The 18,464-nt window shown below is 44.6% G+C and carries 12 protein-coding genes, 6 tRNA genes and 3 rRNA genes; 8 read left to right on the forward strand and 13 right to left on the reverse strand.

Annotation, left to right across the window (positions count from 1 at the left end; genetic code table 11):
- Positions 1–4 precede the first annotated feature (4 nt).
- The gene (ftsY, locus tag QV280_RS12400) at positions 5–1,243 is read right to left on the reverse strand and encodes a signal recognition particle-docking protein FtsY (RefSeq protein WP_152822886.1); all 1,239 of its coding nucleotides are present in this window, start codon (positions 1,241–1,243) and stop codon (positions 5–7) included.
- A 153-nt stretch (positions 1,244–1,396) separates the two neighbouring features.
- On the opposite strand from ftsY, the gene rsmD reads away from it, so the two are divergent.
- Together rsmD and QV280_RS12410 are read left to right on the forward strand one after the other, a co-directional pair.
- Positions 1,397–1,990, forward strand: a complete 594-nt coding sequence (rsmD, locus tag QV280_RS12405; protein WP_172972847.1) for a 16S rRNA (guanine(966)-N(2))-methyltransferase RsmD — start codon at positions 1,397–1,399, stop codon at positions 1,988–1,990.
- Between the two features lie 2 nt (positions 1,991–1,992).
- A complete protein-coding gene (locus QV280_RS12410; RefSeq protein WP_023405275.1) occupies positions 1,993–2,262 on the forward strand; it encodes a DUF1145 domain-containing protein in 270 nt (89 codons plus the stop codon).
- A gap of 130 nt (positions 2,263–2,392) precedes the next feature.
- Here QV280_RS12410 and QV280_RS12415 read toward each other — a convergent pair.
- The 5 genes from QV280_RS12415 to QV280_RS12435 form a co-directional block, all read right to left on the reverse strand.
- Positions 2,393–2,469: transfer RNA gene (locus tag QV280_RS12415), tRNA-Pro, on the reverse strand.
- Positions 2,470–2,520: 51 nt separating this feature from the next.
- Positions 2,521–2,596, reverse strand: a tRNA-His gene (locus QV280_RS12420).
- Positions 2,597–2,640: 44 nt separating this feature from the next.
- Positions 2,641–2,717, reverse strand: a tRNA-Pro gene (locus QV280_RS12425).
- Positions 2,718–2,863: 146 nt separating this feature from the next.
- Positions 2,864–2,939, reverse strand: a tRNA-His gene (locus QV280_RS12430).
- Positions 2,940–2,985: 46 nt separating this feature from the next.
- Positions 2,986–3,062 (reverse strand) — tRNA-Arg (locus QV280_RS12435).
- A 287-nt stretch (positions 3,063–3,349) separates the two neighbouring features.
- On the opposite strand from QV280_RS12435, the gene QV280_RS12440 reads away from it, so the two are divergent.
- Positions 3,350–3,763, forward strand: a complete 414-nt coding sequence (locus QV280_RS12440) for a c-type cytochrome (protein WP_023405274.1) — start codon at positions 3,350–3,352, stop codon at positions 3,761–3,763.
- 70 nt (positions 3,764–3,833) lie between these two features.
- Here the strand turns inward: QV280_RS12440 and rep are convergent, their stop codons facing one another.
- Positions 3,834–5,849, reverse strand: coding sequence for a DNA helicase Rep (gene rep / locus QV280_RS12445; RefSeq protein ID WP_023405273.1), 2,016 nt, complete (start codon positions 5,847–5,849; stop codon positions 3,834–3,836).
- A 169-nt stretch (positions 5,850–6,018) separates the two neighbouring features.
- On the opposite strand from rep, the gene QV280_RS12450 reads away from it, so the two are divergent.
- The 4 genes from QV280_RS12450 (at position 6,019) to ubiK (ending at position 11,178) form a co-directional block, all read left to right on the forward strand.
- Entirely contained in the window at positions 6,019–6,591 is a 573-nt protein-coding gene (locus tag QV280_RS12450) for a TetR/AcrR family transcriptional regulator (protein WP_023405272.1), read from the forward strand.
- A 15-nt stretch (positions 6,592–6,606) separates the two neighbouring features.
- Positions 6,607–7,707 (forward strand): efflux RND transporter periplasmic adaptor subunit, encoded by a 1,101-nt coding sequence (locus QV280_RS12455; protein ID WP_152822887.1) that lies wholly within the window; start codon positions 6,607–6,609, stop codon positions 7,705–7,707.
- Between the two features lie 10 nt (positions 7,708–7,717).
- Positions 7,718–10,789 (forward strand): multidrug efflux RND transporter permease subunit, encoded by a 3,072-nt coding sequence (locus QV280_RS12460; RefSeq protein ID WP_152822889.1) that lies wholly within the window; start codon positions 7,718–7,720, stop codon positions 10,787–10,789.
- Positions 10,790–10,926: 137 nt separating this feature from the next.
- The gene (gene ubiK / locus QV280_RS12465) at positions 10,927–11,178 is read left to right on the forward strand and encodes a ubiquinone biosynthesis accessory factor UbiK (RefSeq protein WP_023405269.1); all 252 of its coding nucleotides are present in this window, start codon (positions 10,927–10,929) and stop codon (positions 11,176–11,178) included.
- Between the two features lie 257 nt (positions 11,179–11,435).
- On the opposite strand, the gene ilvC is transcribed toward ubiK, so the two are convergent.
- On the reverse strand, positions 11,436–12,920 hold the full coding sequence (gene ilvC, locus QV280_RS12470; RefSeq protein ID WP_023405268.1) for a ketol-acid reductoisomerase: 1,485 nt from the start codon (positions 12,918–12,920) through the stop codon (positions 11,436–11,438).
- Positions 12,921–13,062: 142 nt separating this feature from the next.
- On the opposite strand from ilvC, the gene ilvY reads away from it, so the two are divergent.
- Positions 13,063–13,950, forward strand: coding sequence for an HTH-type transcriptional activator IlvY (gene ilvY / locus QV280_RS12475; RefSeq protein WP_023405267.1), 888 nt, complete (start codon positions 13,063–13,065; stop codon positions 13,948–13,950).
- An 8-nt stretch (positions 13,951–13,958) separates the two neighbouring features.
- Here the strand turns inward: ilvY and QV280_RS12480 are convergent, their stop codons facing one another.
- The 5 genes from QV280_RS12480 to QV280_RS12500 form a co-directional block, all read right to left on the reverse strand.
- Positions 13,959–14,621, reverse strand: coding sequence for a hypothetical protein (locus tag QV280_RS12480; RefSeq protein ID WP_023405266.1), 663 nt, complete (start codon positions 14,619–14,621; stop codon positions 13,959–13,961).
- A gap of 250 nt (positions 14,622–14,871) precedes the next feature.
- Positions 14,872–14,987: ribosomal RNA gene (rrf, locus tag QV280_RS12485) — 5S ribosomal RNA — on the reverse strand.
- Between the two features lie 48 nt (positions 14,988–15,035).
- Positions 15,036–15,111, reverse strand: a tRNA-Thr gene (locus QV280_RS12490).
- Positions 15,112–15,171: 60 nt separating this feature from the next.
- A 5S ribosomal RNA gene (gene rrf / locus QV280_RS12495) occupies positions 15,172–15,287 on the reverse strand.
- Between the two features lie 92 nt (positions 15,288–15,379).
- Positions 15,380–18,269: ribosomal RNA gene (locus tag QV280_RS12500) — 23S ribosomal RNA — on the reverse strand.
- Positions 18,270–18,464 lie beyond the last annotated feature (195 nt).

The following is an 18,464-nucleotide window of genomic DNA, read 5'->3' on the forward strand; positions in this document are numbered from 1 at the left end:
GCTTCTAATCTTCTCTACTAAACAATGCATCGATGAAATCTTGCGTTTCAAATGGACGCAAATCTTCAATGCCTTCACCCACACCAATATAACGAATTGGGATATTAAACTTGTCTGCAATCGCAAAGATAACGCCACCTTTAGCGGTTCCATCCAGTTTCGTTAACGTAATACCTGTAACCGGTTCTACGTCACTAAACAGTTTAGCTTGGCTCATCGCATTTTGACCGGTACCCGCATCTAAAGTCAGCATGATCTCATGCGGGGCACTGTCATCAATTTTCTTCATTACGCGAACAATCTTACGCAGTTCTTCCATAAGATTACTTTTGTTTTGTAGACGTCCTGCTGTATCTGCAATCACTACGTCATAGCCGCGAGCTTTAGCCGCTTCAATCGCATCGTAGATAACAGAAGCACTGTCTGCGCCGGTATGTTGTGCAATAACAGGCACGTCATTGCGTTGACCCCACACTTGCAACTGCTCCACCGCCGCCGCACGAAAAGTATCCCCTGCAGCTAGCATGACTTTTTTGCCTTGCCCTTGGAACTGCTTAGCGAGCTTACCGATAGTGGTTGTTTTACCAACGCCGTTCACGCCTACCATTAAAATAACGTACGGTGTTTTTTGTTCATCAATATGTAACGGCTGCTCTACTTTTGCCAAAATATCAGCAAGCTCTTCTTTTAAAAGATCATATAAAGCTTCACCATCTTTTAGCTGCTGCTTAGAGGCTTTCTCTGTCAGGCTGTCGATGATTTTCATGGTCGTTTCCATACCAACATCCGCAATCAGAAGTTGTTCTTCTAATTCTTCAAATAGGTCATCATCAATTTGCTTGCCTTTAAACAGGCCAAAGAAACCCGCACCAATATTCGCTTTGGTTCGTGCAAGACTACGTTTTAAACGAGCAAAGAAACTCTCTGTCGGCTTCTCTTGCACCTCAGGCTGAATCACATCGTCGGCTACGAGCTCAGTAGATTCTGGCTCTTGTGCAGGTTCAGCTGCATCTTGCGCTTCGATTTCTGTCTCGGCTTGCTCGGGTGTATCTTCTACTTCGGTCGTCTCTTGCGCGACAACCTCACTATCAGACTCATCTGCCGGCATTACTGCTTGTTCAGTAACTTCAGTATCCAGCTCCTGCTGTTCGTTAACGTCCGTTTCTTTTTGCTCTGGTTTTGTTTGATCTTCTTCACCAAAACCAAGCCAAGACAATAAGCCGCGTTTTTTCTTATCCGTCATCGAAGACTTTCCCAATTACTCATGATTCGTGCGTATATACAATGCAATTGCGCAGTGTACGTTTAATTAGCGATGATTAATCTCGTATTTACGAGTACAATTTTAAAATAATTAATTGGGTATGATACCACTTATTCCATGGCCAAAAATAGCATGAGAAAACATCAACGCTCCTCTTCTTCACAAAATAATAAGGGTTCAGGGTCAATCCGCATCATTAGCGGGCTTTGGCGAGGCCGAAAATTACCGGTTCATGATGCCGAAGGTTTACGCCCAACCACCGATAGAGTGAAAGAAACCTTATTCAATTGGATTGCCAGTGACATCCCCAATGCACGTTGCTTAGACCTATTTGCAGGTTCGGGTGGCTTGGGTTTTGAAGCCGCATCAAGACAAGCCGAAGAAGTGACTCTTATTGAGTTAAATGTAAAAGCATTTCAGCAACTACAACAGAACATGCAAGCGGTGAAAGCGACCAACATCACCCTATTAAATCAAAATTCATTAAACTTCTTGAAACAACCAGGGAAGCCATACGATATTGTGTTTATCGATCCTCCCTTTCGTCAGGGCCTTCTGCTAGAAGCCATCGAACAACTAGAAAACAATGGCTGGCTGAGTGATCAGGCTTTAATTTACATTGAAACTGAAAAAGAACTGGCAATGCCTGCATTACCCGATAATTGGACAATGCACAGAGAAAAAGTGGCGGGACAGGTTAGATTCCAACTATTTATAAGAGAGTAAGAATGAAATACCTTTTGATACTTGCAAAGGCGGCCATCGCCTTTGTATGGTTTGTGCTTATCTATAATCTTTTTCAGCCGTTTCCCGGCAAAGCGGCCATTGCGCTTTATATCATGACCGCCTTCCTATTCATGATGCACGGCCTACAGTCGGCTATCTTCCTTGGTGCATTTGGCGATAAAGTGAAACTCAGTTCTTGGGAAAAATGGTCCATTTTGATCTTTGGTATTTTTGCGTTATTGGATATTCGACGCAAACATATGATGGACTAGTCTCGCTCATCAGTATGAATACAAAAACGCACTGTTTAGTGCGTTTTTTTTGAAATAGCCGAAATAGATCGCTTTTCACAAATTACAGACGTAAAAAAGCCCCACTCTTTCGAGTGAGGCTTCGTTATAGTGGTCGGTGAAGAGGGATTCGAACCCCCGACCCTCTGGTCCCAAACCAGATGCGCTACCAAGCTGCGCTATTCACCGACAAATTTCATTTCAATCAAATTGAAATAGGGAACCGAAGTTACCAAATGATGGGGTGGCTAACGAGATTCGAACTCGCGACCACCGGAATCACAATCCAGGGCTCTACCAACTGAGCTATAGCCACCATCAATTTTTTATAATCACCGCTTTTGCCATGACTAATTGTAGTGGTCGGTGAAGAGGGATTCGAACCCCCGACCCTCTGGTCCCAAACCAGATGCGCTACCAAGCTGCGCTATTCACCGACAAATTTTAGAAAATTTCGTTTACCAGAGGCTTGCCTCTAGTCTCGCTATTTTCAAAGACAGGATACACTATCAAGTAATGTTATCACCGACTTAATTTCATCCCGATTTAACATCGAAATAGGAAACCGAAGTTACCAAAATAATGGGGTGGCTAACGAGATTCGAACTCGCGACCACCGGAATCACAATCCAGGGCTCTACCAACTGAGCTATAGCCACCACTATTTTTTGCCAATACGCTGTTTGCTAAAAACAGGCTTCCGGATGGTACGCCCGAAAGGATTCGAACCTTCGACCTTTGGCTCCGGAGGCCAACGCTCTATCCAGCTGAGCTACGGGCGCATGCCCTATCGGCGGAGTGGAATAATACGGATATCACAGTTTGCCGTCTAGTACTTTTTACAGTTTTTTTTGTGTTTGTGCTTTTTTTCAACGAAAACGATCATTATGTCGCTATTTTTAGATGTGATTTAACCCTCGCCCTCGTAAAGATATAGTTTAATGCAACATTCATAAGATATATAATCACCCAACATTTACAACACTTTAACAGTTGGTGATTTCATTTTGTGCGATCTGCACACAAATGGTCAACCGGTTAGCGCTTACCTAGAATTAAAAGAGAATGAATGGATATGCCTCGTAAACTTGTTACTTTATTTACCGTTGCGCTGGTTTTTTCTGGTGCTAGCTTTGCTTCATCAGATCAAGCTGATTATGATGCAATAGCTGAGCGCATTAAGCCTGTCGGCAATGTTTACATCGCAGGAAGCGAGCCAGAAGCTGAAGTTGCAGCGGCAGGCCCTCGTGACGGCGCTACTGTTTATGGCACTTTCTGCCTAGCGTGTCATAGCTCTGGAGTGGGCGGCGCACCAAAAATAAATGATGCTGCCGATTGGAGCCCCCGCATCGCACAAGGTAAAGAAACAATGGTTGAACATGCGATCAATGGTTTCAATGCTATGCCAGCAAGAGGGGCATGTATGGATTGTACTGATGAAGAAATCGTTGCCGCTATCGACCATATGATTGCCAATCTTTAATCATTAGCTACCTATGCGATTAACATAACGCGACGAACTTTGTTAAAAAGATGGCTTGCGCCATCTTTTTTTATTTTTTAAACATTGCTCTAAGATTTGCGATATGCGCTTGCCCTTTTTGCATGCGTTCTTCTTTGGTTTGCTCTTTCTTTTTCACTTCCCATTCAAGATCATCAAAAGGCAATTCATCTAAGAAGCGACTTTGAGTTGGCTTGATTAACTCTCCGTACTGGCGACGCTCTTTACATACCGTAAAACTCAGCTCTTTTTGCGCTCGCGTAATCCCCACGTACATTAAGCGACGCTCTTCATCTACGTTTTCTTCGTCGATACTGGTTTGGTGCGGTAATATGCCTTCTTCTGCTCCCATTAAGTATACGTACGGGAACTCAAGGCCTTTAGAAGCATGTAAGGTCATTAGTTGCACTTGGTCCGCTTCGGCATCGTCTTCCCCACGTTCCATCATGTCACGCAGTGTTAAACGCTGTACCACTTCTTTGAGAGTTTTCTCTTCTTTGTCATAGTTGTCCCCCTCCAGATCAGCCACAATCCAGCTATACAGATCAGAAACGTTCTTCATGCGCATTTCAGCCGCTTTTGGGCTAGCTGAGGTTTCATACAACCAATCTTCGTAGTTAATATCACGCACTAAACTGCGCACCGCTTCCACGGTATTGCCACGTTCAGCGTTATCGCCCACTCGCACCAACCACTCAGTGAAACGTCTTAAGCTCTCCAAGCCTTTACCGGATAAGGTTTGTTCTAAACCGAGTTCAAAGGAGGCTTCAAATAAGCTTTTGCCACGCATATTGGCGTAGCTACCTAACTTTTCTAAAGTCACCGGACCAATCTCACGGCGTGGGGTATTCACGATACGTAAAAATGCATTGTCATCATCAGGGTTCACTAACACTCGTAAATACGCCATCACATCTTTAATTTCCGCTCTAGAAAAGAAAGACGTTCCTCCGGAAATTCGGTAAGGAATACGGTTTTGCATTAAAGACTTTTCAATTAATCGTGATTGATGGTTACCACGATACAAGATGGCGTAATCTCGATAGTGGGTTCGATTTACAAACTTATGTGCAATGATCTCACCCGTAATACGCTCGGCTTCATGGTCTTCATTTTTTGCCATTAACACTTTGAGCTTTTCACCATCAGGGATCTCTGAAAAAAGCTTTTTCTCATATACGTGAGGGTTATTGGCAATCAAAATATTGGCTGAGCGTAAAATTCGGCTGGTTGAACGATAGTTTTGTTCAAGCTTAACCAATTTTAGATTTGGATAATCTTCACCAAGCAAAACTAAGTTTTGCGGTTTAGCCCCACGCCAAGAATAAATAGACTGATCATCATCACCTACCACTGTTAAGCGACCACGCTCACCCACCAGCAATTTAACCAGTTCATATTGACTGGTGTTGGTATCTTGATACTCATCGACTAATAAATAACGAATACGCGCGCGCCAGCGTTCTCGCACCTCTTCATTTTGCTTTAATAGCAATACAGGCATCAAAATCAGATCATCAAAATCTAGCGCGTTGTAAGCGACCATTTGACGTTGATACATTTCAAAACAGTCGGCAAATAATGTGTGTAACTCACCTTGCGCTGAAGCTCTAGCTTGAGCAGGAGTTAACATGTCGTTTTTCCAGTTGGAGATAGTACTCACTAACTGACGCAGCAAGTCTTTATCCCCTTCCAAAAGATCTTCGGTTAACTCTTTAAGCATGGAAAGTTGGTCTTGGTCATCAAATAACGAAAAACCCGCTTTTAGACCTAGCGCTTTGTACTCTCGACGAATGATGTTCAGGCCCAAGGTATGAAAAGTAGACACCATCAGCCCTTTAGATTCATTTTTACCTAAGGTTTGCCCAACTCGTTCTTTCATTTCGCGAGCGGCTTTGTTGGTAAACGTTACCGCCGCGATATTACGCGCCTTATAGCCGCATTGCTGAACAAGATAAGCAATCTTATTGGTAATTACGCGCGTCTTACCTGAACCTGCTCCTGCTAATACCAGACAAGGCCCAGACACAAATTTTACCGCTTGGTCCTGCTGTGGATTTAGCCTCATAACGTCACCGAGATACAAAAAAGGGTTCTAATGATACTTCTCAGCATGTTCATTTCCAATCGAATTTTCCTTTTTGAAATGCTTACCTATGCTTACAAATGGTTGCTTTTCAATATTTGGGCATTAAAATGAATGAACGTTCATTCATTTCTGGTGGGGTTACTACAAAATGGCATCTAAAACCAAGCGTCAAGATATCTTAGAGGCAGCAGTAGCTATACTCGGTCAAGACGGTTTCAAAGGCCTTTCCATACAAAAATTAGCCAGCGAAGCCAATGTCGCAACCGGTACGGTTTATCTCTATTTTAAGGATAAAAACCACATCATTACCGAAGCAAGACTTTGGCTCACCAAACAAGTGGCTGACATCATTCAAAACAATGTAGATCCAAATCAGTCACTGGAACAAAGATATAAAACAATGTGTAGCAACGTATGGAGTATAGGTGAATCTCATTTAAGACTATTGCAAACGCATGTTTTGTACGAATCATTACCTGCTACTTTAAATAATGAAATTCGAAGTTTAGAAAAGAAATTTTTTGACCCTCTACTGAGTGTGTTTAATGAAGGAAGAGAATCTGGCGAACTGAAAGATCTCCCCGACCCTATTTTATATACCCTGAGTTTGGAAAGTTGCGTGAGCTTAACTCGCAAACACTTCCAAGGTATTGAATCTATAGACAACACCATCTATCAACAGGCCATCCACGCGAGCTGGGAAGCCATTACAACAAAATAACTGGAGAACCGTTCCATGAAAAAGTGGACACTAATCATGCTACTTATTGCTATCGTTTTATTTGGTAGCGTAATTGGCTTTAACATCTTCAAGCAACAGAAGATAGCGGAGTACTTGGCGAATCGCCCAGAACCAGAATACCCAGTGACTGTAATTAAAGCAGCGGCTGATGACTGGACACCGAGCATCGATGTAATTGGCTTCATTGAACCTTTACAGGGCGTTACATTAACGGCGGAAGCCAGTGGTATCGTCACTAAAATTAACTTTGTATCAGGTCAGAAAGTCTCCAAAGGCGATTCTCTGGTTTTACTTGATTCTGATGTAGAAAAAGCCAACTTACAAAGTGCAGAAGCCCGTCTTCCTGCCTCTGCCGCTAAATATAAACGCTACAAAGGTCTATATAAGAAAGGCGCTATCTCTCAAGAAGATTATGATGAAGCAGAAGCATCTTACCTTTCTCTAAAGGCCGATATCACCGGTCTAAAAGCGACCATCAACCGTCGTGATGTAGATGCACCCTTCTCTGGAGTTATTGGTATTCGCGGGGTTAACCTAGGCGAATACATGCAAGCCGGTAGCCGAATTGCACGACTTGAAGACATCAGCGTAATGCGCCTACGATTTACCGTTTCACAAAACGACATCTCGCGCATCAACATTGGCCAATCTATTCGTATTGAAGCCGATTCGTACCCTGGTAGCATTTTTGACGGCACTATTTCAGCCATAGAGCCTGCCATTAACTACCAAAGTGGTCTTCTACAGGTACAAGCAGAAATTCCTAACGCACAGGGTAAGTTAAGATCAGGCATGTTTGCACGTGCACAAATTGTTTTACCAACCATAACTGAGCAAGTCGTCATTCCACAAGTTGCTATCTCTTACACTTTGTACGGAGACAGTGTATTTGTTCTTGATGAAAAAACACACCGAGTGAGCCAGCGAGTGGTTAAAGCGGGTGAACGTACGCAAGATAAAGTGCGCATTTTAGAGGGCGTGAAACCTGGCGAAATGATTGTGACCTCAGGCCAAGTTCGATTAAGCAACGATTCTAAAGTGAAAATTGTAGAAAGCGACGCGACGAATCCTCCAGCTGAACTGCCGATGTTGTAAGGGATAAACAATGCGATTTACAGATATATTTATTAAGCGCCCAATACTCGCTATCTCTATCAGCTTTTTGATAGCTTTGCTTGGGTTGCAAGCCATCTTTAAGATGCAGGTACGTGAATATCCAGAGATGACCAACACAGTTGTGACTGTCTCTACTGGGTATTACGGTGCCAGTGCTGACCTTATTCAGGGCTTCATTACCCAACCCCTTGAGCAAGCCATTGCCCAAGCGGACAACATTGACTTTATGACGTCTCAATCAGTGCTAGGTAGTTCAACTATCACTGTGACCATGAAGCTCAATACCGACCCCAATGCGGCTCTAGCCGACATACTGGCCAAAACCAACTCGGTTCGTTCTCAGCTACCTAAAGAGTCTGAAGACCCAACTGTGACCATGTCGACAGGTTCGACAACAGCGGTTATGTACATTGGTTTTACCAGTGATGAGCTCTCTTCAAGCCAGATCACAGACTACTTAGAACGTGTTGTGAATCCACAGCTGTTCACAGTCAATGGTGTTTCTAAGATCGATCTGTACGGCGGGGTAAAATACGCTCTTCGAGTATGGTTAGATCCAGAAAAAATGGCCGGACTGCAACTGACTGCAACTGACGTAATGAACGTCTTAAATGCGAATAACTTCCAATCGGCAGCAGGTCAAGCAACGGGTACATTGGTTTTATACAACGGTAGCGCCAATACACAAGTAGCTAGCGTTAAAGATCTAAAGAACTTAGTGGTTAAGCAAGATGATGGCCAATTAGTTCGACTTAGTGATATAGCGAAAGTAACCCGAGAAAAAAGCCACGATATCTACCGCGCCAGCGCCAATGGTCGTGAAGCGGTCGTTACTGCTATCAACGGTGCACCAAGCGCTAACCCTATCAATATTGCCGCTGATGTATCAGAGTTATTACCTCAGCTACAAAAGAACCTGCCATCGAATATCAATATGCAGGTGATGTATGACTCAACCGTTGCGATTAACGAATCCATTCACGAGGTAGCCAAAACCATCGTTGAAGCAGCGTTAATTGTACTGGTGGTCATCACCTTGTTCCTAGGTTCTTATCGCGCGGTACTGATCCCTATCGTCACCATTCCACTGTCTTTAGTGGGTGTGGCTATGTTCATGCAGATGTTAGGCTTCTCTTGGAACTTGATGACCTTGCTCGCCATGGTACTCGCCATCGGGTTGGTGGTCGATGATGCGATTGTGGTGCTCGAAAACGTGGATCGGCATATTAAGTTGGGAGAAACGCCCTTTAGGGCTGCCATCATAGGAACGCGAGAAATCGCCGTACCGGTTATTGCAATGACACTGACACTGGGCGCGGTATACGCACCTATCGCCTTAATGGGGGGCATTACAGGCTCGCTATTTAAAGAGTTTGCATTAACCCTTGCCGGCGCGGTATTTATTTCAGGGATCATCGCACTGACGCTTAGCCCTATGATGTGTTCAACCATCTTAAAGCAAAATGAGCAACCGAATCGCTTTGAGGCATATGTACACAAAAAACTGGACGCGCTAAGCGAACGCTACTCTTCTGCGTTAGGCTCCATTATGCAGCATCGCGCTGTGGTTATTGTGTTTGCCTTAATTGTCATGGGCAGTTTGCCACTGCTCTTCAAATTCATTCCAAGTGAACTTGCACCTTCAGAAGATAAAGGTGTGGTTATGATGATGGGTACAGGTCCTTCTAACTCGAACCTCGACTATCTGCAAAACACAATGAATGATGTTAATAAGATCTTAGATGAGCAGCCTGAAGTGGCGTATGCGCAGATCTTTACAGGGATACCTAATGCTAACCAAGCTTTTGGTATCGCATCATTGAAACCTTGGAGTCAGCGTGAGGCAAGCCAAGCTGACATCACTAACCGAGTATCAGGCTTAGTCTCTAACATCCCTGGAATGGCCATTACCGCCTTCCAAATGCCAGAACTGCCTGGCGCTGGTTCTGGTCTGCCAATTCAGTTTGTTATCACTACGCCAAATAGTTTTGAGAGTCTATTCCAAATAGCGACCAACACCCTTGCTGAAGTGAGTGCTAACCCACAATTTGTCTACTCAGATCTGGATCTGAACTATGACTCAGCCACCATGAAAATCAACATAGATAAAGACAAAGCCGGAGCATATGGCGTCACTATGCAAGATATTGGTATTACGCTGAGTACCATGATGGCCGATGGCTATGTAAACCGAATTGACCTATATGGTCGTTCATATGAAGTCATTCCTCAGGTAGAGCGTAAATTCCGCCTCAACCCTGAATCAATGAATAACTACTATGTTCGCTCATCCAATGGAGACTCTATTCCTTTAGGAAGTTTAATCTCTATTGATGTGATTCCTCAGCCAAGATCACTGCCTCACTTCAACCAGTTAAACTCAGCGACGGTTGGGGTTGTTCCTGCGCCAGGTGTCACTATGGGTCAGGCAATCTCTTGGTTTGAAGCGACAGCAGCAGAGAAGCTACCCAGTGGATATAACCATGACTACATGGGTCAGGCACGACAGTTTGTAACTGAAGGCAGTGCGCTATACACCACCTTCTTACTGGCGATTGCAATTATATTCTTAGTATTGGCCATCCAGTTTGAGTCATTGCGCGATCCACTAGTGATTATGGTATCCGTACCTTTGGCCATCAGTGGTGCTTTGATTGCATTGGCTTGGGGGTTATCGACAATGAACATCTACTCACAGGTGGGGCTCATTACTTTAGTCGGGTTAATCACCAAGCACGGTATATTGATTTGTGAAGTGGCTAAAGAAGAGCAACTGCATAATCAACTTAACCGTATCGATGCGGTAATGGCGGCAGCTAAAGTGCGACTAAGACCAATCCTAATGACAACAGCGGCAATGATTGCGGGTTTAACCCCCCTCATGTACGCCTCTGGTGCAGGTGCAGAACAGCGCTTTAGTATCGGTATTGTTATCGTCGCGGGCTTGACCATTGGTACTGTGTTCACCCTATTTGTGCTGCCTGTGATTTACAGCTTTATTGCTTCACAGCACAAACCACTACCAGAATTTGATGAAGCAGAAAGCATTCCATCAAAGTAATCTTGGTAAACTCACTAACTAGGGCTCTGTAAAGAGCCCTTTTTTATACCAAAAGCAAAGGTCGGTCTCTATTTTGCTTGCGACAAGTGGTTATGAATTGCTTAGAATATAGTAAAAGATTATAGAGAGATGCCCACATGTTCGACCCTAAAAAGCTAGAGTTAATAGCGAAGCAAATTCACGAGTCTATGCCTCAGCCTGTAAAAGACCTAGGCACTGATGTTGACCAAAAAGTTCGCCAAGTGATTCAAGCGCAGCTTAATAAACTTGATGTCATTAGCCGAGAAGAATTTGAAGTTCAAACTCAAGTCCTACTGCGTACCCGACAAAAGCTTAATGCCATGGAACAAAAAATGGCTGAGCTAGAAGAGAAGCTATCTGATAAATAATACCAATCACACCAAGTAAGTGATCAGAACTAGCGCAGGAAAAATGCTCAAGAACAAGGCAGAATTTTTCGATAAGTAGTTATTCTACAATCAAAAATTCTAACGCCGTTATCGAGCATTTTAACAAGCTAGAATGACCAGTTATTTAGTACGATTGGTATAACGTTTCTTACTGACATAAAAAAGGCTTGGTATGTAAATACCAAGCCTTTTCAGTTTCTAGCCACTGCGTTGTCGCAGTTTTTTATAAAGAACGATTAACCGCCAACAGCGATACGCTTCATGTCTGTCATGTAACCACGTAGTTCTTCACCTACGTACTCAACTGGGTGGTTACGAATGGCTTCGTTCACTTCAATTAGACGTTGGTTGTCAACGAAGTTAGACGTTTCGCCTAGACCTTTACCAATTACGTCAGTTGCTACTGAAGGCATGAACTTCTCGCGCAGTAGCGGAGTCGCTACGTTAGCAAATAGGTAGTTACCGTATTCAGCTGTATCAGAGATAACAACGTTCATTTCGTATAGACGCTTACGTGCCACTGTGTTTGCAATCAATGGAAGCTCATGTAGAGACTCGTAGTAAGCAGACTCATCAATGATGCCTGATGCAGTCATTGCTTCAAATGCAAGCTCAACCCCAGCACGAACCATAGCAATCATAAGGATGCCGTTGTCGAAGTATTCTTGCTCTGAGATTTCTACATCAGAATCAGGGTAGTTTTCAAACGCTGTTTGACCTGTTTCTTCACGCCATTTGAATAGGTTAACGTCGTCGTTAGCCCAATCCGCCATCATAGTACCAGAGAACTCACCTTGGATGATGTCATCCATGTGCTTGTTGTATAGCGGACGCATTAGGTCTTTTAGTTCTTCAGAAAGGTCAAAAGCTTTAATCTTAGCTGGGTTTGATAGGCGATCCATCATATGAGTGATGCCACCAAACTTCAGTGCTTCAGTGATGGTTTCCCAACCGTATTGAAGAAGCTTACCTGCGTAGCTTGCATCGATACCGTCAGCGATCATTTTCTCGTAACATACGATAGAACCCGCTTGCAACATACCACAAAGGATAGTTTGCTCGCCCATAAGGTCAGATTTAACTTCAGCAACAAAAGAAGACTCTAGACAACCTGCGCGGTGACCACCAGTACCTGCAGCCCAAGCTTTAGCGATATCCCAGCCTTCACCCTTAGGATCGTTTTCTGGGTGAACAGCAAGCAGTGTCGGAACACCAAAGCCACGCTTATATTCTTCACGAACTTCTGTACCTGGGCACTTAGGTGCAACCATAACGACAGTGATGTCTTCACGAATTTGCATGCCTTCTTCAACAACGTTAAAGCCGTGCGAGTAACCTAGTGCAGCACCTTCTTTCATTAAAGGCATTACCGTTTCAACTACGTTGCTGTGTTGCTTGTCTGGAGTCAAGTTAACCACAAGGTCAGCTTGTGGGATAAGCGTTTCGTAACTACCTACTTCAAAACCATTTTCTTTTGCATTTTTGAACGATTGACGTTGCTCATCAATCGCTGCTTGACGCAATGCGTAAGAAACATTTAGGCCAGAGTCGCGCATGTTTAAACCTTGGTTTAAACCTTGAGCACCACAACCTACGATAACCACTTTTTTACCTTTTAGGTAATCAGCTTCTGTAGCAAATTCAGAACGATCCATAAAACGGCAACGACCTAGTTGGTCCAATTGCTCACGTAGGTTTAGCGTGTTGAAATAGTTAGCCATGAAGGGCTCTCCTTAAAAATTCTATCCATAGTCCGGCTGCTTTATGCGCCGATTGAGTTCATACTAATTCAGGATTAAAGTTGCGCAAAGTGATATATTTACATCTAATCATTGCAAATTGTGCAACAAGAAGATTACTTAAATGAACGTTAAAAGCCTACAGATTTTTTTACATCTTTCCGAAAGTAAGAACTTCAGCAAGACAGCTTCGGCAATGCACATGAGTCCATCCACATTAAGTCGACAAATACAACGCCTTGAACAAGAAGTGCAACAAATCCTTTTTATTCGTGATAATCGCAGTGTTGAACTGACTACTGCAGGCAAAGATCTGCTCCCTATTGCGCACAATATCGTGAACCAATGGCAGACTTTTACGCTCAATTATTTGGATAATAAGGATGTGCTAAAAGGAGAGATACGCTTATTTTGTTCTGTTACCGCAAGCTATAGTCACCTGCCACGTCTGTTATCGGAATTTAGACTGTTGCACCCACTCATCGAATACAAACTAAGTACTGGCGATCCCGCGCAAGCCATAGAAAAAGTGTTAAACGATGAGGCCGATATCGCTATCTCTGCAGAAAGTGATCAATTATCGTCACGGGTCATATTTGAAAATATCAGCGAGATATCTCTTTCGGTTATCGCACCTAAAGGAGTTGCTAATGTAGAGAGTATGCTCAGCGAACCTATAGACTGGAATAAAATACCTTTCATCATACCGTCAGAAGGTACCGCGAGAGATAGATGCAACTCTTGGTTTAAACGCAGCAAAATCAAACCCAATATTTATGCACAAGTATCAGGGCATGAGGCCATTGTCAGTATGGTTGCACTGGGTTGCGGTATTGGTATTGCCCCTGATGTGGTGATTAACAACAGTCCAGTTAAAGATCGTATTCAAAAACTGGATGTCGAACCGGTGAAACCATTTAAATTAGGAGTTTGCTGTAAACGGTCTCAACTTAACAATCCCCTAATCAAGGCTTTATGGAACGTGGCTGAAGCTAACTATATTTCCAATTAAAACTGCTATCAAAAAGCCATTTTGTACTCTAGATAACCTTCTCCTGTAAAACCGGTATTGCTGTTTACTCTATTGTGTTGGCTTTCTGATGCATTGTAGCCCAATCGAATTTGATGGTTTTTATATTGGTAACTAATGAAAGTATCCACATATATGCTTTCATAACCTGACTCACCAAGCGTATAAAACGGGTCAACACCCAGAGAAAAACCCGAGCCAAGCTTAAATCGGTTATACACACCAATGGTTCCGGTCGTAATCCACTTATCTTCAATGATCTCCATAGACCCTAACGTTGCAATAGGATAAATAGTCCAAGAGTCACCCACTTGTAGTGTCGATACCGCGCCAATACTAGCCGAAGTACCAAAATCATTTTCAAGTTGTAGTGTCGATTCTGCGTAAACGCCAATACCTTGCCACAAGTTCATATGAGCGTAACGTACGTTAAGCGCATCCATCCCTTGCTTGGACTCAACGGCGAGCATGTTCTTGCCCCACGCAAACCCTGCCGAAAGGTCTAAATCTCCATTAGTGTATAAATGCGCACCAACACTTGAGTAAACCGCTGTTGGATCGGCCATATCAACCGCTTTGGATTGATTTGAGTCAGATTGAGCAAAACCAATAGTTGGAACAAGGTACAAACAAAATAGCCAAAAACGATTCATAAAGCCTCTCTTAATCGGAAGAGAAGCAAATTTATATGAAACGACTTTCAAATCCTAATGAAAGCAAAACATACCTGATATTCGGGTGGGTAATTCAATCTTAAAGAGGGAGCATACCGATAGTAGCAACACCAATCACAACAAATAGGAAGCCGGAAACAACAAAGAGAAAACGCTGAGACCAAGACGCTATTTTTCTAAACGCCAGATACGACAAAGCCCCGTCGAATGACGAGGCTTTTGAATGCAAACCTGGCGATGTCCTACTCTCACATGGGGAAACCCCACACTACCATCGGCGCTATTGTGTTTCACTTCTGAGTTCGGCATGGAATCAGGTGGGTCCACAATGCTATGGTCGCCAAGCAAATTTGGTTTTTGGTTTCACTTTTATAAAAAGTAAAACTAAGAAAATGGTGCTAGTACCCAGAGTCGAACTGGGGACCTCACCCTTACCAAGGGTGCGCTCTACCAACTGAGCCATACCAGCAGTTTAACGTCTAAATTAGACGAAAAAACCCGCTAAAAAAGCGGGTTCTTCAAATTTAAAGCCTGGCGATGTCCTACTCTCACATGGGGAAACCCCACACTACCATCGGCGCTATTGTGTTTCACTTCTGAGTTCGGCATGGAATCAGGTGGGTCCACAATGCTATGGTCGCCAAGCAAAATTTTAAAATTCGGAAAACTGTATTTAAAAGTTATATGTCACACATTCAAAGTTCTACTTTGAGTCCACAAAACCCCTTGGGTGTTGTATGGTTAAGCCTCACGGGCAATTAGTACAGGTTAGCTCAATGCCTCACAGCACTTACACACCCTGCCTATCAACGTTCTAGTCTCGAACAACCCTTTAGGACACTTAAAGTGCCAGGGAAGACTCATCTCAGGGCTCGCTTCGCGCTTAGATGCTTTCAGCGCTTATCGATTCCGAACTTAGCTACCGGGCAATGCCATTGGCATGACAACCCGAACACCAGAGGTTCGTCCACTCCGGTCCTCTCGTACTAGGAGCAGCCCCCTTCAATCTTCCAACGCCCACGGCAGATAGGGACCGAACTGTCTCACGACGTTCTAAACCCAGCTCGCGTACCACTTTAAATGGCGAACAGCCATACCCTTGGGACCGACTTCAGCCCCAGGATGTGATGAGCCGACATCGAGGTGCCAAACACCGCCGTCGATATGAACTCTTGGGCGGTATCAGCCTGTTATCCCCGGAGTACCTTTTATCCGTTGAGCGATGGCCCTTCCATTCAGAACCACCGGATCACTATGACCTGCTTTCGCACCTGCTCGAATTGTCATTCTCGCAGTCAAGCGGGCTTATGCCATTGCACTAACCACACGATGTCCAACCGTGTTTAGCCCACCTTCGTGCTCCTCCGTTACTCTTTGGGAGGAGACCGCCCCAGTCAAACTACCCACCAGGCACTGTCCGCAATCCCGATTAGGGACCTACGTTAGAACATCAAGCATACAAGGGTGGTATTTCAAGATTGCCTCCACAAATACTGGCGTACTTGTTTCAAAGGCTCCCACCTATCCTACACATGTAGGGTCAATGTTCAGTGCCAAGCTGTAGTAAAGGTTCACGGGGTCTTTCCGTCTAGCCGCGGGTACACTGCATCTTCACAGCGATTTCAATTTCACTGAGTCTCGGGTGGAGACAGCGTGGCCATCATTACGCCATTCGTGCAGGTCGGAACTTACCCGACAAGGAATTTCGCTACCTTAGGACCGTTATAGTTACGGCCGCCGTTTACCGGGGCTTCGATCAAGAGCTTCGACCTAAGTCTAACCCCATCAATTAACCTTCCGGCACCGGGCAGGCGTCACACCGTATACGTCATCTTACGATTTTGCACAGTGCTGTGTTTTTAATAAACAGTTGCAGCCACCTGGTATCTGCGACTCCTAGTAGCTCCATCCGCAAGGGACTTCACCGCCAAGAGCGTACCTTCTCCCGAAGTTACGGTACCATTTTGCCTAGTTCCTTCACCCGAGTTCTCTCAAGCGCCTTGGTATTCTCTACCCGACCACCTGTGTCGGTTTGGAGTACGATTCCTTATAATCTGAAGCTTAGAGGCTTTTCCTGGAAGCATGGCATCAATGACTTCACTGCACGTAGCAGCTCGACATCGTATCTCAGCGTTATGAAAGTCCGGATTTACCTAAACTTTCCGCCTACATACTTGAACCTGGACAACCATCGCCAGGCCCACCTAGCCTTCTCCGTCCCCCCATCGCAATTATAAGAAGTACGGGAATATTAACCCGTTTCCCATCGACTACGCCTTTCGGCCTCGCCTTAGGGGTCGACTTACCCTGCCCCGATTAACGTTGGACAGGAACCCTTGGTCTTCCGGCGTGGGGGTTTTTCACCCCCATTATCGTTACTCATGTCAGCATTCGCACTTCTGATACCTCCAGCAGCCCTTACAGACCACCTTCAACGGCTTACAGAACGCTCCCCTACCCCGCATACAAAAGTATGCAGCCGCAGCTTCGGTGTATAGCTTAGCCCCGTTACATCTTCCGCGCAGGCCGACTCGACCAGTGAGCTATTACGCTTTCTTTAAATGATGGCTGCTTCTAAGCCAACATCCTGGCTGTCTAAGCCTTCCCACATCGTTTCCCACTTAGCTATACTTTGGGACCTTAGCTGGCGGTCTGGGTTGTTTCCCTCTCCACGACGGACGTTAGCACCCGCCGTGTGTCTCCCGGATAGTACTCAATGGTATTCGGAGTTTGCAAAGGGTTGGTAAGTCGGGATGACCCCCTAGCCTTAACAGTGCTCTACCCCCATTGGTATTCGTCCGAGGCGCTACCTAAATAGCTTTCGGGGAGAACCAGCTATCTCCAGGTTTGATTGGCCTTTCACCCCTAGCCACAAGTCATCCGCTAATTTTTCAACATTAGTCGGTTCGGTCCTCCAGTTGATGTTACTCAACCTTCAACCTGCCCATGGCTAGATCACCTGGTTTCGGGTCTAATTCTAGCAACTCGACGCCCAGTTAAGACTCGGTTTCCCTACGGCTCCCCTATTCGGTTAACCTTGCTACTAAAATTAAGTCGCTGACCCATTATACAAAAGGTACGCAGTCACGCTCTAAGGCGCTCCTACTGCTTGTACGTACACGGTTTCAGGTTCTATTTCACTCCCCTCACAGGGGTTCTTTTCGCCTTTCCCTCACGGTACTGGTTCACTATCGGTCAGTCAGTAGTATTTAGCCTTGGAGGATGGTCCCCCCATGTTCAAACAGGATATCACGTGTCCCGCCTTACTCGATTTCACTTAAAACAACATGTCGACTACGGGGCTATCACCCTTTATTGCGGCACTTTCCAGAGCCTTCGTCTGTGTCATTAAAAGCTTAAGGGCTAATCCAATTTCGCTCGCCGCTACTTTCGGAATCTCGGTTGATTTCTCTTCCTCCGGGTACTTAGATGTTTCAGTTCCCCGGGTTTGCCTCATTAACCTATGTATTCAGTTAATGATACGTGCTTATGCACGTGGGTTTCCCCATTCAGAAATCCCAGACTCAAATGGTTATTACTACCTAATCTGGGCTTATCGCAAGTTATTACGTCTTTCATCGCCTCTGACTGCCAAGGCATCCACCGTGTACGCTTAGTCACTTAACCATACAACCCCAAAGGGTCTTGCTTACGCAATGCAGTTGCTACGCTGCAGTATGACGTTTCCAAGGTGCGTTATCTCTTTATTATGAGCGAGATAACATTCGATTTTGCCGGACTCAAATTTGAATGCATTCTGGCAAGAATACATTCCCAAGAACACTTGAATGTGTGTTGGTACCTACATCATAAAGATATAGG

It is taken from the genome of Vibrio sp. B1Z05 (assembly GCF_052955985.1).

Excerpts from the sequence above, each read along its gene's own strand:
- ftsY (WP_152822886.1), bottom strand. The coding sequence starts at position 1,243 with ATGACGGATAAGAAAAAACGCGGCTTATTGTCTTGGCTTGGTTTTGGT.
- rep (WP_023405273.1), bottom strand. The coding sequence starts at position 5,849 with ATGAGGCTAAATCCACAGCAGGACCAAGCGGTAAAATTTGTGTCTGGG.
- QV280_RS12440 (WP_023405274.1), top strand. The coding sequence starts at position 3,350 with ATGGATATGCCTCGTAAACTTGTTACTTTATTTACCGTTGCGCTGGTT.
- ilvC (WP_023405268.1), bottom strand. The coding sequence starts at position 12,920 with ATGGCTAACTATTTCAACACGCTAAACCTACGTGAGCAATTGGACCAA.
- rsmD (WP_172972847.1), top strand. The coding sequence starts at position 1,397 with ATGAGAAAACATCAACGCTCCTCTTCTTCACAAAATAATAAGGGTTCA.
- QV280_RS12480 (WP_023405266.1), bottom strand. The coding sequence starts at position 14,621 with ATGAATCGTTTTTGGCTATTTTGTTTGTACCTTGTTCCAACTATTGGT.
- QV280_RS12455 (WP_152822887.1), top strand. The coding sequence starts at position 6,607 with ATGAAAAAGTGGACACTAATCATGCTACTTATTGCTATCGTTTTATTT.
- QV280_RS12410 (WP_023405275.1), top strand. The coding sequence starts at position 1,993 with ATGAAATACCTTTTGATACTTGCAAAGGCGGCCATCGCCTTTGTATGG.
- ubiK (WP_023405269.1), top strand. The coding sequence starts at position 10,927 with ATGTTCGACCCTAAAAAGCTAGAGTTAATAGCGAAGCAAATTCACGAG.
- QV280_RS12460 (WP_152822889.1), top strand. The coding sequence starts at position 7,718 with ATGCGATTTACAGATATATTTATTAAGCGCCCAATACTCGCTATCTCT.
- ilvY (WP_023405267.1), top strand. The coding sequence starts at position 13,063 with ATGAACGTTAAAAGCCTACAGATTTTTTTACATCTTTCCGAAAGTAAG.
- QV280_RS12450 (WP_023405272.1), top strand. The coding sequence starts at position 6,019 with ATGGCATCTAAAACCAAGCGTCAAGATATCTTAGAGGCAGCAGTAGCT.